Origin of the sequence: Micromonospora sp. NPDC005299, from assembly GCF_042872345.1 — a bacterium.
Taxonomy (GTDB): Bacteria; Actinomycetota; Actinomycetes; order Mycobacteriales; family Micromonosporaceae; genus Micromonospora.
Map to the genome: position 1 here is coordinate 916661 of NZ_JBIAKG010000001.1, position 15743 is coordinate 932403.

Below are 15743 nucleotides of genomic sequence, written 5' to 3' on the forward strand. Positions count from 1 at the left end.
CACCGCGAGGCACGGCCGTGAGCGTGCAACCCGGCTGGTACGTCGACCCCGCCGAACCCGAGACCCGCCGGTACTGGGACGGCGGGGGGTGGATCGGCGCGCCGATCCCGGTCGACGCCACCCCGCCCGAGGGACCACCGCCGCCCGAGCCGGCCCCCGCCGCCGCACCGGCCCCCGCCCCCGCCGCGCCGCAACCGGGCCAGCCGGCCCCGGCGCCGGGCACGCACCCCGGCGCGCCGGCCCCCGGGCCGTACCCGGGCCCGCCGGTCGGTGGCCCGGGACAGCCGTGGCCGGGGCAGGCCGGCCCGTGGCCGGGACAGCCCGGGCAGCCCGGACAGCCCGGCCCGTGGGCGGGCCAACCGGGCCAGCAGGGGCCGCCGCCGGGCTGGCCGTACCCGGGCTGGCCGGGGCGACCGCCGGCGCCGCGCCCGCACGGGCTGCCGCTCGCCTCGTACGGCGCCCGGCTGGTCGCCCGCCTGATCGACTTCGGCGTGGTGTTCCTGCTCAACGCCGTGGTCAACGGCTGGTTCGTCTGGCGCTACGTCGAGGAGATCTCGCCGTACCTGCGCGAGTCGGTGCGCCGGTCGCTGGCCGGGAACACCTCCACCGACGGGCTGCCCCAGCCGGGCGAGCAGGCCGCCGGGCTCCAGATCGTCATCCTGCTGATCGCCACCGCGCTCTGGTTCGCGTACGAGGTGCCCTCGATGGCCGCCCGCGGCCAGACCTTCGGCAAGCGGCTGATGGGCGTCCGGGCGCTGCCCGTGGAGGGGGACCAACCGCTCGGCTTCGGTCGGGCCACCCGGCGCTGGAGCACCCTCGGCCTGCCCACCCTGCTCTGGTACTGCTGCGGCCTGGGCCTGCTGCTCCAGTTCGTGGACGCGGTTTCACCGCTCTTCGACCAGCCGCTGCGCCAGGCCCTGCACGACAAGCGGGCGCAGACCGTGGTGGTCCAGCTCCCCCGCACCCGGCCCGACACCCGTACCACCCCGCGCGACCGCGCCAACCCCCCGGGAGACACCCCATGACCGACACCGGACGTCACCAGCCTCCGCTGCGGCTGACCCGCGCCGACCTGGACGCGCTGCCCAACTACGTGCCCGGGCGCAGCCCCGCCGACCTGGCTCGCGAGCTGGGCCTGCCCGAGGCGATCAAGCTGGCCAGCAACGAGGTCCCGTACGGCCCGCTGCCCGGCGTGGTGGAGGCGGTCACCGAGGCGGTGGCCGGCTCGCACCGCTACCCCGACATGGGCGTGGTGGCGCTGCGCCAGGCCCTCGCCGAGCGGTACGGCGTGGACGCCGATCGGATCGCCACCGGCTGCGGCTCGGTGGCGCTGGCCGAGCACCTGGTCCGGGCCACCTGCCTGCCCGGCGACGAGCTGCTCTACTCGTGGCGGTCCTTCGAGGCGTACCCGATCATCGCGGCGACCAGCGGCGCGACCAGCGTGCGGGTGCCGAACGACGCCGGCCACGGCCACGACCTGGCCTCGATGGCGGCGGCGGTGACCGACCGGACCCGGATGATCCTGGTCTGCAACCCGAACAACCCGACCGGCACGGCGGTCCGGAAGGCCGAGCTGGACCGCTTCCTCGACGCGGTGCCGGACGACGTGCTCGTGGTGATCGACGAGGCGTACCGGGAGTTCGTCACCGACCCCGAGGTGCCGGACGGTCTGAGCTACCTGGACCGGCCGAACGTGGCGGTGCTGCGCACCCTGTCCAAGGCGTGGGGCCTGGCCGGCCTGCGGATCGGCTGGCTGGTCGCCGAGCCGACCGTGGCCGCCGCGGTGCGCAAGGTGGTCACCCCCTTCTCCACCAGCATGGCCGCGCAGGCGGGCGCGCTGGCCGCGCTCGCACAGGCCGACGAGGTCGAGCGGCGCTGCGCGCTGGTCGTCGCCGAGCGGGACCGGGTCACCGAGGCGCTGCGCAAGTTCGTCCCGGACGTGCCGGACAGCCAGGCCAACTTCGTCTGGCTGCCGCTGGGCGAGCGGGCCGTCGAGTTCGGCAGGGCGTGCGAGGCGCGCGGCGTGATCGTCCGGCCGTTCCCCGGCGACGGGGTGCGGGTCACCATCGGCACGCCGGCCGAGAACGACGCCTTCCTGGCCGCCGCCGAGGCCGCACTGGCCTGACGCAGCAGGTCCGGGGCCGGTCCGTCAACCCCCTACGGACCGGCCCCGGACGCCTCGACCGACGGGATGAGGGAACTCTAAGCATTTTTGTCCGTTTTGTCGAGTGTTCGGGTGGTCAGGTCGCGGCCAGGAGCACCGGCTCGGCCATCAGGAAGTACCCCTGGTCGTCGTCGTCCGGGCGGGCCCGCTCACGGAGCCGTTCCACCGCCACGTAGCCGTCCGCCGCGTGCGCCCGGCCGGGCTGCCAGCCGGTCCCGTCCCGGCCGATGTCCATGGGGAACCGGGACCGCTCCGCCCCGGTGGTCGGGTCCAAGGTGATCAGGTCCCGCCGCTCGGTCAGCAGGTGCACCCGGCCCGGCTCGACGGCGAGGATCCGGACCTGTCCCAGGTCGGCCCGGCGCCACACCTCCGCGCCCGTCCGGGCGGACCGCCCGGTGACCACGCCTCCCGCGATCGCCACCGCGCGCTCGCCGTCCAGCTCGGTTTCCGGGCCGGCCAGGGCGGGGGCGGCAACCGGCTCACCGGCGCCGGCGACCAGCCAGCCCCGGCCGGTCTCGTCGCCTCGCCCGGAGGTACGCAGCCCCCGGCAGGCCGAGTGCCCGTCCTGGCAGCCCAGCGGGGTCACCACGAGCTGCTCCGGGGCGTCCGGCGGTCGCCAGCGGGTCCGCACCGCGCCGGTCGCGGCGTCGCGGAACTCGACCGTGGCCGGCCCGGCGCAGGAGTCCACACCGAGCAGCTCGCCGCTGGCCGTGGTGCCCACGTCGGTGCGGCAGCCCCGCGCCACCTCGGCCCGCCAGAGCCGGCGGCCGTCCGCCAGGGCGTACCCGCCCACCCCGCCGGGTCCCGCGGCGACCAGCACGGCACGGCCGCCAGCGGCGTGGGTGACGTGCAGCCCGGCCGGGTCCCAGACCGTGGCCGCGTAGGTGCGGCGCGGCTTCGGCACCGCGCCCGGCTCCGGCCCGTCGGCCCGCCAGGCCACCCGCCCGGTACGCGCGTCCAGCGCCACCAGCTTCCCGTCGGACCAGCGACTGACGACCGTGGTGCCCTCGGCGAGCACCCCGACCAGCTTCGCCGGCCAGCGGCGGTACGACCAGAACGGGGTGACCCGGTGCTTCCCGGAGACCGGCTGGTCCGCATAGACCTGGCGGGCGCCCGCGTAGACGCGGAGCCGGCCGTCCACCACCAGCGGCGCCACCGGCAGCCGGCCGATCACCCCGACCGGTGGGTTCGGCGCGGCCGGGTACGCGCCCCGGGCGACCGTCTCGACCTCGGCGGGCGCGAGGACCCGGAGGACCACGGCGGCCGCCGCCGCGACGGCCAGCACCGCCACGACCGCCACCCCGATCCGCCGCCCCGCGGGCTTGCCCATGCCGCACCTCCGCCCGGCACCCTACCCAGCGGCGGCTCCCGGGGCCGCGCGGCCGGCCCGGCTCGGATCCTCCAGCGGGTCGGCTCAGGCGGCCTCGGCGGGCCGGGTGGGCCCGACGGCCAGCGCCAGGTCGGCCAGGTCACGGCGGAGAGCGCCCTCCACCGCCCGGGCGGCCAGGCCGCCGAGGATCAGCGCCAGCACCCGGCCGTACGGGCGGGTCGGCACCGCCTCGTGCTCGACGGTGACCTCGGTGCAGCCGCGCCGCCGGCGCTCGACGGTGCGCAGCGTCCAGGTGATCCGGTAGTCGGCGCCCGCGCCCTGCGAGCTGAGCACCAGCCGCGCCGGGGCGACCGCCTCGACCACCAGGAACTCCTCCGACTCGGCGACGCCGTCGGGCCGGACCCGGGTCTCCCGCCAGGCGGTGCCGGGCGTGAGGTCGCCGGGGTTGAGGACATCGACCGCGCCGACCGCGGAGAGCCAGTCGGCCCGCGCCGGCAGATCGGTGAGGAGCCGCCAGACGTCGACGTCCTGCGCTTCGATGAATGCGGAAACCGTCACCGTCGACATGGCACCTCCCGTGTCGTCCACGGTACGGGCCGTCACCGGGTAAGGGGAGCCTTGCGGTGACATTTCCAGCACCGGTGCCCCGATCGGGGCACCGGGCGCACGGTGAGCGGTCAGGAGCGGAAGGCGTCACCCCGGATCGCGGCGACGAACGCCGTCCAGCCCGGTGGGCTGACCGCGAGCGCCGGACCCTGGGGGTCCTTCGAGTCGCGTACGCCCACCACGCCGTGCGCGGCGACCACGTTGGTCGCCACCTCGACGCAGAGGCCCTGATCGTTGGAGCGGCTGCTGGTGCGCCAGACGGCGCCGGTCAGCTCGGTCATCCTCGCGGTCCTTCCTGTTCCACTCGGGTGCGCCCCGGCCCGCACCGCCGGGGCGTACGCAATCCGCGACGATCAACGGCGCAGGGAACGCCCCCGGTCGCACAGCGGGTGCGACCGGGGACGGAGAGTGAACAGGGGGTGGCTCAGCGCGCCGGCAGGATGGTGCCGGTGACCTCGCCGAGGGCGACCGTCGTGCCGTCCGGGCCGGGCGCGGTGGCGGTGATCGTCACCGTGTCGCCGTCCTCCAGGAAGGTGCGGGCGGCGCCGTCGGCGAACTTGACCGGCTCGGCCCCGCCCCAGGTCAGCTCCAGGAAGGAGCCGACCTGTCCGCGCTCCGGCCCGGAGACGGTGCCGGAGGCGTAGAGGTCGCCGGTCCGCAGGGAGGCGCCGTTGACGGTGAGGTGGGCGAGCTGCTGGGCCGGGGTCCAGTACATGGTGGCGAAGGGCGGCTCGGCGACCCGCTCGCCGTTCCACTCCACCGACAGGGCCAGGTCCAGCCCGAGGTGCGGGGTGTCGCGCAGGTAGTCCTGGACCGGCGGGTCCTGGTCGGGCGCGGGCACGAAGGCGTCGGCCAGCGCGTCCAGCGGGGTGACCCAGGCCGAGACCGAGGTGGCGAAGGACTTGCCCAGGAACGGCCCGAGCGGCTGGTACTCCCAGGCCTGGATGTCCCGGGCCGACCAGTCGTTGACCAGCACCACGCCGAAGACGTGGTCGGCGAAGTCCGCGACCGCGACCCGGTCGCCGAGCCGGCTCGGCGACCCGACCACGAAGCCGACCTCGGCCTCGATGTCCAGCCGGACGGAGGCGCCCGTGGTCGGGCCCTGCGCGGTGGCTCGCTGGCCGATGGGGCGCACGACGGGGGTGCCCGAGACGACCACCGTGCCGGCCCGGCCGTGGTAGCCGATCGGCACGTGCTTCCAGTTCGGCAGCAGCGGCGGCTGGCCGGGGCGGAAGATCTGCCCGACGTTCGACGCGTGGTGCTCGGACGAGTAGAAGTCGACGTAGTCGGCGACCTCGAACGGGAGCAGCAGCTCCACCTCGCGCAGCGGCACCAGGAGCGGCTCCACGGCCGGCCGGTGCGCCGGGTCGGTGAGCAGCTCGGTGACCCGCTGCCGCACGGCGGTCCACTGCGGACGACCGAGCGCCATGAAGTCGTTGAGGGTGTGCCGGCCGAGCGCGCCGGCGGCCAGCACCAGCCCGGCGGCCTCCGCGCCCGCGAGGTCCAGCACGAAGTCCCCGATGCGTACGCCGATCCGCGGCTCGCGGTCGCCCTGCCGGAACACGCCGTACGGCAGGTTGGTCACCCCGTACGGCGAACCCGCCGCACCCGTCACCCAGCTCATGCCGCCACTCCGCTCCGCTCCGTGCCGCCATGAGGCGCCACCACACTGAACCTGCTGATTCGCTCGCTGCGCTCGCTCATTCCTCGAAGCCCCCGTTCACCAGCCCCAGCCGGATCAGATCGGTCAGTGGTTCGGAGATGCTGCACGAGCCGTAGCCCACCCAGAGCGGGCGCTCGGCCTCCTGGTGTGACCGGGCCAGCTCGACCACCCGGAGCGGATCGCTGGCGGCGAGCAGCTCGGCCACGCCGTCGACCTCGGCGCCCCCGGTGGCGGCCAGCGTAGCCGCCAGCACGTTGACGAACCCGTGATGGGTGAAGCCGGTCTCCGGGTCCCGGTGCCGGATCGCCTGGTGCAGCCCGGCGGTCAGCTTGAACGGCAGCCCCCGGTCCCGGCAGGCGCAGATCACCGCGGCCAGCTCGACCGGGGTCGGAAAGAGTTCGGCGGCCAGCCCGCCGGTGCGGAACTTGGCGGCCACGGGCAGCCCGCCGGCCCGCGCCTCAGCGAGGGCGTCCAGGGCGCCCATCAGCCCGAAGGTCAGCGGGGTCTCCGCGTACACGGTGGTGCCGCCGAGGCGCTCGGCGAGCTTGACCAGGTCGGCCAGGCCGGGCTGCGGGTCCTCGCCGCGCTTGGCGACCGGCGCCTCGACCTGGCGGACGGCGAGCCGGGCGTCCGCCTCGACGAGGGTCGCCTCCAGCCGGCCGACCGGCACGTCGCCGATCACGCCGATGGCCAGGGTCGCCTCCGGGGCGAGCAGGTCGGGCAGGTCCGGCAGGGTCGAGGCGGGCAGCAGCAGCGGGCCGACCAGGTCGGCGTACCACCCGGTCCGGTGTCGGTGATGCGCGGTCACGGCGTCCGGCAGCGCGGCGCTGCCGGGCGGGAAGACCGCCGCGTCGTCGACCAGGCCGGCGAAGAGGCGGGGCACCTGCGTTGACACGAGACAAGAATCTACGGGACGCTACAAGGAACGGACAACTGCGTCCGATTATCGGACGTCACCGGCCGGAGAACGGGACATATCGGGAGGCGAAATGCCGTACTACCGCAGCGTCGGCGAGGTGCCCCGCAAGCGCCACACCCAGTTCCGCCAGCCCGACGGCACCCTCTACGCCGAGGAACTGGTCGGTCAGGAGGGCTTCTCCTCCGACTCGTCGCTGCTCTACCACCGGCACGCGCCCACCGCGATCGTGGCCGCCGAAGAGTTCACCCCGCCCGCCTTCACCCGGGCGCCGAACCTGCCGCTCAAGCCGCGGCACCTGCGCACCCACAAGCTCGACGGGGCCGGCGCCGACCCGGTGCTCGGCCGGCAGTACCTGCTCGCCAACGACGACGTGCGGATCGCCTACGTGCTGGCCGACCGGCCGTCGCCGCTGTTCCGGGACGCCACCGGCGACCACTGCCTCTACGTGGAGTCCGGGACGCTGCGGGTGGAGTCGCCGTTCGGCGTGCTCGAAGCGGTGGCCGGCGACTACGTCGTCATCCCCACCTCGACCATCCACCGCCTCGTGCCCACCGGCGACGAGCCGACCCGGCTGCTCGCCATCGAGGCCGCCGGCCACATCGGCCCGCCCAAGCGCTACCTCTCCGTGCGCGGGCAGTTCCTGGAGCACTCGCCCTACTGCGAGCGGGACGTCCGCGGGCCGGACACCCCATTGCTGGTCGACGAGACCGACGTCGAGGTGCTGGTCCGGCACCGGCGGGGCTGGACCAGGTACGTGTACGCGAACCACCCGTTCGACGTGGTCGGCTGGGACGGGCACATGTACCCGTGGGCGTTCTCGATCCACGACTTCGAGCCGATCACCGGCCGGATCCACCAGCCGCCGCCCGTGCACCAGACCTTCCAGGGCCCGAACTTCGTGATCTGCTCGTTCGTGCCGCGCAAGGTGGACTACCACCCGGGCGCCATCCCGGTGCCTTACAACCACCACAACGTCGACTCCGACGAGATGCTCTTCTACACCGGCGGCAACTACGAGGCCCGGCGCGGCTCCGGCATCGAGCAGGGCTCGATCTCGCTGCACCCGTCCGGCTTCACCCACGGCCCCCAGCCGGGCGCCGCCGAGCGGTCGATCGGGGCGGAGTTCTTCGACGAGCTGGCGGTCATGGTGGACACCTTCCGCCCGCTGGACCTCTGCGACGCCGCCACCGCCTGCGAGGACGACGCGTACGCCTGGACCTGGGCGCGCCGGGCCTAGCGCCGGGGACGGTGGCCGGTGCGGGAGAGCACGACGAACTCGGCCACCGTCGTCACGGTGATCCCGGCGACCAGCGGCCACGGGCCGCCGACCAGCGCGTAGAGCACCAGCAGCGCCGGGGCGGCGATCACCGCGCACACGGCCAGCGCCACGCCGCGGTCGGTGCGGAACAGCCCGGGCAGGAGCGTGTCCAGCAGACCGGGCAGCCGGGCCGCGTACCGCCAGACCAGCAGCGCCCCGCCGAGCGCGGTCAACACGGCGAGGACCCGGGACGGGCCCGGCGCGACCGGGGCCAGGAAGGCGACCAGCACGGTGGCCACCAGGGACCAGCCCGCACCGTAGAGGACCAGCTCGCGCAACCCGTCCGCGACGGTCCGGCCCGTGTCGCCGCCGGCCGGGTCCAGGGCCGCCGCCTCGGCCAGGTGCTCCAGCGCCTCCGCGTAGCGCCGCTGCTCCAGCCGGATCACGCCCGTGTCCTGCCGCGCCGCGGCCAGCCCGGGGTCCAGCCGCAACGCCTCCCGGTAGGCCCGCTCGGCCAGGTCGTACAGCTCCAGCCGGGCGGCGACCAGGCCGAGCACGAGATGCGCCTGCGCGGTCTCCGAAGCCAGCTCCACACCGCGCCAGGCGGCGTTGAGCGCCGACTGCCCGTTGCGCGCGCCGGCCAGGATCGCGGCGGCGCTCCGCTGGGCGTACGCGTCGTCGGGGCCGAGCGCCAGGATCTCGTCCCCGGTGCTCGCCGCGGCCTTCCACCGGCCCAGGTCGACCAGGGCGAAGCCGCGCGCCACCAGCGGCGACAGGGCCCCGGGGGCGGCGGCCACGGCCGCCTCGGCGACCGGCAGCGCCTCCGTCGGCCGGTCGGCGGCGAGGTGCACCCGGGCCAGCATGGTCAACGCCTCGGCGTTGCCCGGATCGATGGCGAGCGCCCCGTCGAGTTCCTCGGCCGCCTCGTCGTACCGGCCCAGTTCGGCGAGGAGTTGCGCCCGCTGGACGTAGCCGTCTGCGGCGGACTGGTCGGGGGCGGCGTCGTTCGGCATTGCGGCGAGCGTAACCGCCGGGCGCTGCCCCCGCCGCCTGGCAACGCCGGTCAGGCGCTGTGGCAGCGGGACCGGTCCAGCGAGGGCCCGCAGGTCCCCAGGCTGCACCAGCGCCGCAGCCCGCTCTCGTCCAGGAAGAGCCAGCCGCACCGCTCGTCCGGGCAGATCCGAAGGGTGAGCCGGCGCGGGTCGGCGAGCAGTTGGGCGGCACTCCACGCGACCGCGTGCAGGGGCATCCGGAGTCCGGCCGCAAGCTCCGGCCACCAGCGCCCGCGACCGTCGGTCTCGCGCCGGAACACCAGCTCCTTCGCGGCGGCCTCCGCGTACCGGGCGACCACCTCGAACGCGTGCCGGTCGCCCGGTTCGGTCAGGCATCCGTACAGCGCGTGCCGCAGGCCCCGGGCCTCGGCGAGCACCGCCTCGGCCTGGTCGGGGTCCCGTCGGCCCAGGTGCAGCAGCCGGCTCACCGAGACGTCGTCGACCAGCCCCACGTGCCCGGCCCACACGGCCAAGGTGCGGTAGCCGCGCAGCCACTCGGCGCCGGGCAGGGGCGGTTCGTGCCCCCACCCAGCGAAGGTGTTGCAGAAGTCCAACGCCGGATGACCCCCGACGCTCCAGGGCAGGCACTCGTCGCGTACCCGGACCTCGTACACGGGCCGCCCGGGCCGATCCAGCCGGTCGTCGCCCCGCAGGATCCGGCGGTGCACCTCCCGCAGGCGCGGCCCCGGTTCGACGCCCAGCTCGTCCACGAGCAGCTCCCGGGTGGTCCGGTACAGGCGCAGCGCGTCGGCCTGGCGGGCGCCCCGGTACAGCGCGGTCATCAGAACGGCCACGAGCTGTTCCCGGGCCGGGTGCCGGGCGGCCAGGGGCATCAGCTCGGCGATCGCCCGGGCGTGCTGGCCCAGCGCGAGCTGCGCCTCGGCACGCAGCTCGACGGCGACCAGCCGGAGCTCCTCGACGGTGCCGTCCAGCCGGTCCCGCAGTTCGCTGTCCGCCGCGTCGGCGAGCAGCGGCCCCCGCCAGAGGGCCAACCCCCGGTCGAGCAGCCGCACCCGCTCGGCCGGGTCGGCGGCGGCGCCGGCCGCCCGCACCAGCTCGCCGAACTCGTCGACGTCGACGCGGTGCCCGTCCGCCTCGACCAGGTAGCCCTCCCCCCGGGTTCTGATCCGCACCCCGTAGGGCGTCAGCGCTCCCCGCAACCGACCGATGTACGTCTGCACCGCACCGCGGGCCGACGCCGGCGGCCGGCCGTTCCAGAGCAGGTCGATGAGGCGGTCGGTCCGGACCACCCGTCCGGTGTCGAGCAGCAGCACACCGAGCAGGCAGCGCTCCTGGCGGCGGCTGCCGACCTCGACCGGCCGGCCCTGGTGGCGGGCCTCGAAAGGTCCGAGCAGGCAGAACTCCATACCGAACAGACACGCTGGTGCGGGCCGACGGTTGTCATCCGGAGGTGAGTGGATGGTGAGTGCGCCGACGGCCGGCCCGGCATCCGGGCGGACCCGGTCCGGCTCCGACTCGACGAGTGGTGAGTCCGTGGTGAGCGGGGCTGGTGATCCTGGTCCGGCCCTGACAGAAGCACGGATGGAGTGACCATGCGTTTCAAGATGAGCGTCGCGGTGGCGTCGGTCGTGGCCGCGATCGTCACGGCCCTGCCCGGCTCGGCGTCCGCCGCGAGCGGCGACATCGCCCCCGGCGCCTGGGAGCCGGCGCCGCAGGAGGCGTTCGAGATGCCGGCCGGCGCCCGGTGCGACTTCGCGGTGCGGGTCGAACCAATCGTCGACGAGGTCCGGAAGCTGACCCTGGCGACCTACCCGGATGGCTCGCCGAAGCGGGAGCTGTTCACCGGCGCCCTGATCGACCGGGTGACCAACCTGGAGACCGGCGCCACGTCCACGGCGGACGCGAGCGGCACCTCACTGGTCGTCTACGGCACGGACGGGTCGATGACCTGGTACGTGACCGGGCCGGTGCTGCTCGGCTTCAAGGAGAACGCGGGCTCGCTGCCGAAGGGGCTGTGGATCGTCGACGGCCAGTTCGCCGTGGAGTTCACGCCCACCTTCGAGAAGACCATCACGATGCTCCACGGCACGACCCACAACGTCTGCACGGACGTCGACTGATCGGGCGCGGCGGCCGGGGCCACCCCGGTCGCCGCGTCACACCGCCGGCGCCTCGTACACCAGCGCCACCGCGATCCCGGTGAGCCCCTCGCCGCGCCCGGTGAAGCCCAGGCCGTCGGTGGTGGCGGCGGAGACGGTGACCGGGGCGCCGACCGCCGCGGACAGCACCCGCTGCGCCTCCTCCCGGCGCGGACCGATCTTGGGCCGGTTGCCGACCACCTGGACCGACACGTTGCCGATCTCGAAGCCGGCCGCCCGGACCCGCCGGGCGCTCTCGGTCAGCAGGGCCACCCCGGACGCGCCCGCCCACTCCGGCTGGTCCACCCCGAAGTTGGCGCCCAGGTCGCCGAGACCGGCCGCGGAGAGCAGGGCGTTGCAGGCGGCGTGCGCCGCCACGTCGGCGTCCGAGTGGCCGGCCAGGCCGTCCTGGTCCGGCCAGCGCAGGCCGGCGACCCAACAGGGTCGCCCGGCCGCGAAGGCGTGCACGTCGGTGCCGATGGCCACCCGAGGAACGATCATGGCCCGAGGGTACGCGTCAGGCGCCGGTGGCGAGCAGGTGCTCGGCCAGGGCCAGGTCGAACGGGCGGGTGATCTTCAGGGCCAGCTCCGACCCGGGTACGCAGACCACCGGGACGCCCAGCTTCTCGACCAGGCCGGCGTCGTCGGTGAGCGGATCACCGGCCGCCTCGTGGGCGGTGGTCAGCACCGACCGGCGGAAGCCCTGCGGGGTCTGCACCGCGCGCAGGGCGGCCCGGTCGACCGTGCCGAGGACCCGCTCGCCGGCGTCGACCTCCTTGACGGTGTCGACCACCGGCAGCACCGGGATCACCCCGTCGTGGCCGCCGCGGACCGCGGCCGCCACCGACTCGACCAGCTCAGGTGGGGTGAGCGCCCGGGCCGCGTCGTGCACGAGGACGATCTCCGGTCCGGCGGGGACGGCGGCCAGCGCGGCGGCCACCGAGGCCTGGCGCTCGGCGCCGCCGGGGACGACGGTCACGGGGGCCACCGGGGCGAGCATCAGCCGGACCGACTCGACGTCGGCGGCCGGGGCGGCCACCACGATCGTGTGCACCGAGGGCGCGGCGGCGATCCGGCGGACCGCGTGCACCAGCAGCGGCTCGCCGGCGAGCGGACGGAGGGCCTTGGGAGCGCCCGGGCCGAGGCGTACCCCGGCTCCGGCCGCAGGAACAAGGACCGCGACGTCACCGCGCGGATTGAGCTGCGCGGTCACGTCGCGGTCCTCGGATTCGTTTGCTACGGGGTGGGTACGACGACCTGGTGCGGATCAGGCTTCGGTCAGCACCTTGTCGAGCAGCGTCTCCGCCTCGTCCTTGGTGCTCTTCTCGGCCAGCGCGACCTCGCCGACGAGAATGTCGCGCGCCTTGGCCAGCATGCGCTTCTCACCCGCGGAGAGACCCCGCTCCCGCTCCCGACGCCACAGGTCGCGGACGACCTCGGCCACCTTCAGCGGGTTACCGGAGGCCAGCTTCTCCAGATTCGCCTTGTAACGCCGCGACCAGTTGGTCGGCTCCTCGGTGTGCGGTGCACGGAGCACGTCGAAGACCTTGCCCAGGCCCTCTTCGCCGACCACCTCTCGCACACCCACGATCTCGGCGTTCTCGGCGGGCACCCGGACCGTCAGGTCACCCTGCGCGACCCTCAGGACGAGGTACTGCTTAGGCTCGCCCTTGATGACCCGAGTCTCGATTGCCTCGATGAGTGCGGCCCCGTGGTGGGGGTAAACAACGGTCTCGCCGACACTGAAAACCATAGGTTCGAAACCCCTTTCGCTGTGTCTAGGGTAACACGCTCAGGCACCGATGTCTCACCGCTGTCCTGACCGTTGGCGCAGCTCAGGGGCCCTGTGAGAGGTATTTCTTCAGCTTGACAGGCGGTCAAGCCGATGGTTTCAACACGCTCCGTGACCAGTGGATGACAACCCGGTAAGAGTGACGGAAGCGTTCATATCTAGGGCTATGCGCTTCTTCCATGGTAGCTCCGGAATTCCACCTGCGCCCAGGTGTGGCGGTACGACGACCGTTGCGGGACGCTGGACATGGACTGACGTCCGCTCACGGAGACGGTTCCTGGGGGTCCGATGGGCATGCCTGACGCTGAAGGCCACGGGCCACCGGAGGGGCTGCCCGACCTGCCCCCGGAGTGGGGCCGGGTGGTCGTCCCAGACGACGCCTCGACGCTGGCCGAGGAGGCCCGCCAGGTCCGTCGCGAGCTGCGCCGGGTCCGGCGGCAGGCCATCTGGCGGCGCCGCCTCGGCCCGGTCGGCCGGCCGTCGGTCGGGCTTCCGATGCTGGTCCTGCTGGTCGCCGTGCTGATCACCCTCACCGGGCTGGCCGCGGTCACCTGGCCCCGGTCGAGCCGCTCGGGGGGCGCACCCACCGTGCTGCCCTACCCGACGGCCCCCGTCGGGCCGCTGCCCGCGCTCGACCTGGTCGGCCCCGACGACGCACCGGTGCCGCTGCGCAGCCTGCTGCCCGCCATGATCGTCCTGGTGGACGCGTGCCCCTGCGCGGAGCAGGTCCGCACCGCGGCCGCCGCCGCGCCTCCGGAGGTCACCGTGGTGACCGTCACCCAGGACCGCAGCGCCGGGGTCGCCACCGCCCCCGGGGTACGCCCGCTCGCCGACCCGGCCGGCGGCCTCCGCTCCTATCTGCACCTCTCCGCCCACCCCGGCACGGCCGCCGCCCTGCTGGTGGACCGGCAGGGCACCCTGGTCCGGGTGGTGCCCGAGCTGGGCCCGGCGGCGGACTACCGCGACGACCTGGCCCGGCTGGCCGGCTGACCCGCGCTCAGTTGAGCGCGTCCAACTGGGCGTCGAGGTCGACCCGGTCCCGGAGCGCGGCGAACCGGACCAGCAGCGGCCCGCCGGTCGTGGTCACCACCAGGATCGAGGCGGTGGCCGGCACGCAGCTCACCACCTGCTCCGACTCGTCGTCGGTCGAACCGGTGAACCGGACGGCGACCGCGCCCGGGCCGGAGCAGCCGACCGTGAGCCGGAACCTGACCGCGTCCGAGGCGTTCGCCCGGCGGGTGAACGGGGCCCCGTCCGGCGTGAGGCGGGACCGCTCCCGCCACACCTCGTAGACCTGGCGCCGCTCCGCCGTGCCGCCGGGCTCCTCGTGGAGGACCAGGGGCTCGTCCGGATCCGCCTCCGGCCCCGGCAGCACCTGACCGGTCTCCGCGTCGATCATCACCCGCAGGCCGGGTCCGAGGAAGGCGCCGGTGGACGGGGCCGGGTCGGGCGCGGTCGAGCCGAGCGCCGGCGCCGCCGCCCGCCACCAGCCCGCGCCGGCCGCCAGCGCCGCCACCGTCAACCCGGCCAGCAGCGCGCGCCGGATTCGCTCGTCGGGAGCCACGCGCAGAGCGTAGCGGCGCGGGGCGGCGGCCACCGTCCCGTCAGGCGGTGCGCTCCAGCAGCGCCGCGTAGAGGGTGAGACCCGGCCCGAAGGCCAGCATCACGACCCGCTCCGGCGGCGTCTCCGCCCGGCGCAGCCGGTCCAGGATCAGCAGCACCGTCGGCGACGAGCAGTTGCCGTGCTCGTCCAGGACGGCCCGGGACGCCGAGAGCGCCGCCGGCGGCAGCGCCAGCTCCCGCTCCACCACGTTGAGGATGCGGGGGCCGCCCGGGTGAACCGCCCAGCCGTCCACCTCGCCGCGGTGCCACCCGTGCCGGGCCAGCAGGTCGTCCACCAGACCCCGGACGTGGTGCGAGAGCACCTGCGGCACCTTCGGTGACAGGCCCATCCGGAAGCCGGTGTCGGTGACGTCCCAGGTCATGTGGTCGGCCGTGGAGGTGTCGGTGACCGAGGTGACCTCGCGGAGCGCGTACCCCCGGCCGCCGGGGACGACCACGGCGGCGACCGCGGCGTCCGAGAAGAGCGCGTGCGAGACGATCTGCTGGGTGTCCACCCGGGCGCCCGGCGGCTGGATGTGCAGGCTCGTCAGCTCCGCGCAGAGCAGCAGCGCGGGGCGGCCCCGGGCCGTGACGAAGTCGCTCGCCGCGCCGAGCCCCGGCAGGGCCGCGTAGCAGCCCATGTGCCCGACGAACATGCGCTGGGTGTCCGGGGCCATGCCCAGGTCCCGGGCGAGCAGGATGTCCAGCCCCGGGGTGGCGTACCCGGTGCAGGAACAGACCACGAAGAGGCCGACGTCACCGGCGTCCAGGCCGGCGGCGGTCAGCGCCCGGCCGACCGCCTCCTTGCCCAGCGGCAACGCCTCGACCTGGTAGCGCCGCATCCGGCGTTCGGTGGGCCACTCGGAGACGTCCTCCAGCAGCGGGTTCACCGCCGCCTGCCGGCGGGACACCCCCGAGTTGGCGAAGATCCGCTCGGCCAGCGCCCGGGTGGTCCCGGAGAAGTGCTTCGCGAAGAAGCCCGCCCACAGCTCGTCCTGCGCGGCGGACGGCGGCTGCGCCGTACCCAGGCCCGCGATCACCGGCACGCCCATGTCCCCCACCTCTCGTCCCCCAACCCCACGCTTCACCAACGAGTCCCGTCCGTTCGCGACTGCGGGGCTCGCAAGACCGGCTCACTCCTCGCGCTCACCGGGCCGCCTTTCGTTCGCGACTGCGGGGCTCGCAAGACCGGCTCACTCCTCGCGCTCACCGGGCCGCCTTTCGTTCGCGACTGCGGGGCTCGCAAGACCGGCTCACT

17 protein-coding genes are annotated in these 15743 nt (G+C 74.9%); 5 read left to right on the plus strand and 12 right to left on the minus strand.

The window, feature by feature from the left end; all coding sequences use genetic code 11:
• Positions 1-17 precede the first annotated feature (17 nt).
• Together ACFYPD_RS04470 and hisC are read left to right on the plus strand one after the other, a co-directional pair.
• On the plus strand, positions 18-1025 hold the full coding sequence (locus tag ACFYPD_RS04470; protein ID WP_387108722.1) for an RDD family protein: 1008 nt from the start codon (positions 18-20) through the stop codon (positions 1023-1025).
• Positions 1022-2125 (plus strand): histidinol-phosphate transaminase, encoded by a 1104-nt coding sequence (hisC, locus tag ACFYPD_RS04475; RefSeq protein ID WP_387108724.1) that lies wholly within the window; start codon positions 1022-1024, stop codon positions 2123-2125. The genes ACFYPD_RS04470 and hisC overlap by 4 nt, the downstream gene beginning before the upstream one ends.
• Positions 2126-2240: 115 nt before the next feature.
• Here the strand turns inward: hisC and ACFYPD_RS04480 are convergent, their stop codons facing one another.
• The 5 genes from ACFYPD_RS04480 to ACFYPD_RS04500 all read right to left on the minus strand — a co-directional run bounded on the left by ACFYPD_RS04480 (position 2241) and on the right by ACFYPD_RS04500 (position 6658).
• A complete protein-coding gene (locus ACFYPD_RS04480; protein WP_387108727.1) occupies positions 2241-3494 on the minus strand; it encodes a PQQ-binding-like beta-propeller repeat protein in 1254 nt (417 codons plus the stop codon).
• An 84-nt stretch (positions 3495-3578) separates the two neighbouring features.
• On the minus strand, positions 3579-4061 hold the full coding sequence (locus ACFYPD_RS04485) for an SRPBCC family protein (RefSeq protein WP_387109184.1): 483 nt from the start codon (positions 4059-4061) through the stop codon (positions 3579-3581).
• 110 nt (positions 4062-4171) lie between these two features.
• On the minus strand, positions 4172-4381 hold the full coding sequence (locus tag ACFYPD_RS04490) for a DUF397 domain-containing protein (protein WP_357941673.1): 210 nt from the start codon (positions 4379-4381) through the stop codon (positions 4172-4174).
• 143 nt (positions 4382-4524) lie between these two features.
• A complete protein-coding gene (gene fahA / locus ACFYPD_RS04495) occupies positions 4525-5724 on the minus strand; it encodes a fumarylacetoacetase (protein ID WP_387108729.1) in 1200 nt (399 codons plus the stop codon).
• A 76-nt stretch (positions 5725-5800) separates the two neighbouring features.
• Positions 5801-6658 carry a hypothetical protein gene (locus ACFYPD_RS04500; RefSeq protein ID WP_387108732.1) on the minus strand — a complete coding sequence of 286 codons (858 nt, stop codon included), beginning with the start codon at positions 6656-6658 and terminating at the stop codon, positions 5801-5803.
• 94 nt (positions 6659-6752) lie between these two features.
• On the opposite strand from ACFYPD_RS04500, the gene ACFYPD_RS04505 reads away from it, so the two are divergent.
• Positions 6753-7919, plus strand: a complete 1167-nt coding sequence (locus ACFYPD_RS04505; RefSeq protein WP_387108735.1) for a homogentisate 1,2-dioxygenase — start codon at positions 6753-6755, stop codon at positions 7917-7919.
• Here ACFYPD_RS04505 and ACFYPD_RS04510 read toward each other — a convergent pair.
• Together ACFYPD_RS04510 and ACFYPD_RS04515 are read right to left on the minus strand one after the other, a co-directional pair.
• A complete protein-coding gene (locus ACFYPD_RS04510; protein WP_387108738.1) occupies positions 7916-8953 on the minus strand; it encodes a tetratricopeptide repeat protein in 1038 nt (345 codons plus the stop codon). The two genes, ACFYPD_RS04505 and ACFYPD_RS04510, sit on opposite strands and share 4 nt — an antisense overlap.
• A gap of 50 nt (positions 8954-9003) precedes the next feature.
• Entirely contained in the window at positions 9004-10359 is a 1356-nt protein-coding gene (locus ACFYPD_RS04515) for a BTAD domain-containing putative transcriptional regulator (protein WP_387108740.1), read from the minus strand.
• Between the two features lie 186 nt (positions 10360-10545).
• Here ACFYPD_RS04515 and ACFYPD_RS04520 point away from each other — a divergent pair, with 186 nt between their 5' ends.
• Positions 10546-11073: a hypothetical protein gene (locus ACFYPD_RS04520; protein ID WP_387108743.1), complete on the plus strand. Its 528-nt coding sequence runs from the start codon at positions 10546-10548 to the stop codon at positions 11071-11073.
• Between the two features lie 36 nt (positions 11074-11109).
• On the opposite strand, the gene ispF is transcribed toward ACFYPD_RS04520, so the two are convergent.
• The 3 genes from ispF to ACFYPD_RS04535 are packed head-to-tail and all read right to left on the minus strand — an operon-like array spanning position 11110 to position 12844.
• Complete coding sequence (ispF, locus tag ACFYPD_RS04525) at positions 11110-11592, minus strand: 2-C-methyl-D-erythritol 2,4-cyclodiphosphate synthase (protein WP_387108746.1); 483 nt, start codon at positions 11590-11592, stop codon at positions 11110-11112.
• A gap of 16 nt (positions 11593-11608) precedes the next feature.
• Positions 11609-12304, minus strand: coding sequence for a 2-C-methyl-D-erythritol 4-phosphate cytidylyltransferase (ispD, locus tag ACFYPD_RS04530; protein ID WP_387108748.1), 696 nt, complete (start codon positions 12302-12304; stop codon positions 11609-11611).
• A 54-nt stretch (positions 12305-12358) separates the two neighbouring features.
• Positions 12359-12844: a CarD family transcriptional regulator gene (locus ACFYPD_RS04535; protein ID WP_007073334.1), complete on the minus strand. Its 486-nt coding sequence runs from the start codon at positions 12842-12844 to the stop codon at positions 12359-12361.
• A 327-nt stretch (positions 12845-13171) separates the two neighbouring features.
• Here ACFYPD_RS04535 and ACFYPD_RS04540 point away from each other — a divergent pair, with 327 nt between their 5' ends.
• Positions 13172-13873, plus strand: coding sequence for a TlpA family protein disulfide reductase (locus ACFYPD_RS04540; RefSeq protein WP_387108750.1), 702 nt, complete (start codon positions 13172-13174; stop codon positions 13871-13873).
• Positions 13874-13880: 7 nt separating this feature from the next.
• Here the strand turns inward: ACFYPD_RS04540 and ACFYPD_RS04545 are convergent, their stop codons facing one another.
• Both ACFYPD_RS04545 and ACFYPD_RS04550 read right to left on the minus strand, forming a co-directional pair.
• Positions 13881-14447 (minus strand): hypothetical protein, encoded by a 567-nt coding sequence (locus tag ACFYPD_RS04545; RefSeq protein ID WP_387108753.1) that lies wholly within the window; start codon positions 14445-14447, stop codon positions 13881-13883.
• A gap of 40 nt (positions 14448-14487) precedes the next feature.
• Positions 14488-15537, minus strand: coding sequence for a type III polyketide synthase (locus ACFYPD_RS04550; RefSeq protein WP_387108756.1), 1050 nt, complete (start codon positions 15535-15537; stop codon positions 14488-14490).
• Between the last annotated feature and the right edge of the window lie 206 nt (positions 15538-15743).

Excerpts from the sequence above, each read along its gene's own strand:
- hisC (WP_387108724.1), top strand. The coding sequence starts at position 1,022 with ATGACCGACACCGGACGTCACCAGCCTCCGCTGCGGCTGACCCGCGCC.
- ACFYPD_RS04480 (WP_387108727.1), bottom strand. The coding sequence starts at position 3,494 with ATGGGCAAGCCCGCGGGGCGGCGGATCGGGGTGGCGGTCGTGGCGGTG.
- ACFYPD_RS04485 (WP_387109184.1), bottom strand. The coding sequence starts at position 4,061 with ATGTCGACGGTGACGGTTTCCGCATTCATCGAAGCGCAGGACGTCGAC.
- ACFYPD_RS04490 (WP_357941673.1), bottom strand. The coding sequence starts at position 4,381 with ATGACCGAGCTGACCGGCGCCGTCTGGCGCACCAGCAGCCGCTCCAAC.
- fahA (WP_387108729.1), bottom strand. The coding sequence starts at position 5,724 with ATGAGCTGGGTGACGGGTGCGGCGGGTTCGCCGTACGGGGTGACCAAC.
- ACFYPD_RS04505 (WP_387108735.1), top strand. The coding sequence starts at position 6,753 with ATGCCGTACTACCGCAGCGTCGGCGAGGTGCCCCGCAAGCGCCACACC.
- ACFYPD_RS04510 (WP_387108738.1), bottom strand. The coding sequence starts at position 8,953 with ATGCCGAACGACGCCGCCCCCGACCAGTCCGCCGCAGACGGCTACGTC.
- ACFYPD_RS04515 (WP_387108740.1), bottom strand. The coding sequence starts at position 10,359 with ATGGAGTTCTGCCTGCTCGGACCTTTCGAGGCCCGCCACCAGGGCCGG.
- ACFYPD_RS04520 (WP_387108743.1), top strand. The coding sequence starts at position 10,546 with ATGCGTTTCAAGATGAGCGTCGCGGTGGCGTCGGTCGTGGCCGCGATC.
- ispF (WP_387108746.1), bottom strand. The coding sequence starts at position 11,592 with ATGATCGTTCCTCGGGTGGCCATCGGCACCGACGTGCACGCCTTCGCG.
- ACFYPD_RS04535 (WP_007073334.1), bottom strand. The coding sequence starts at position 12,844 with ATGGTTTTCAGTGTCGGCGAGACCGTTGTTTACCCCCACCACGGGGCC.
- ACFYPD_RS04540 (WP_387108750.1), top strand. The coding sequence starts at position 13,172 with ATGGGCATGCCTGACGCTGAAGGCCACGGGCCACCGGAGGGGCTGCCC.
- ACFYPD_RS04550 (WP_387108756.1), bottom strand. The coding sequence starts at position 15,537 with ATGGGCGTGCCGGTGATCGCGGGCCTGGGTACGGCGCAGCCGCCGTCC.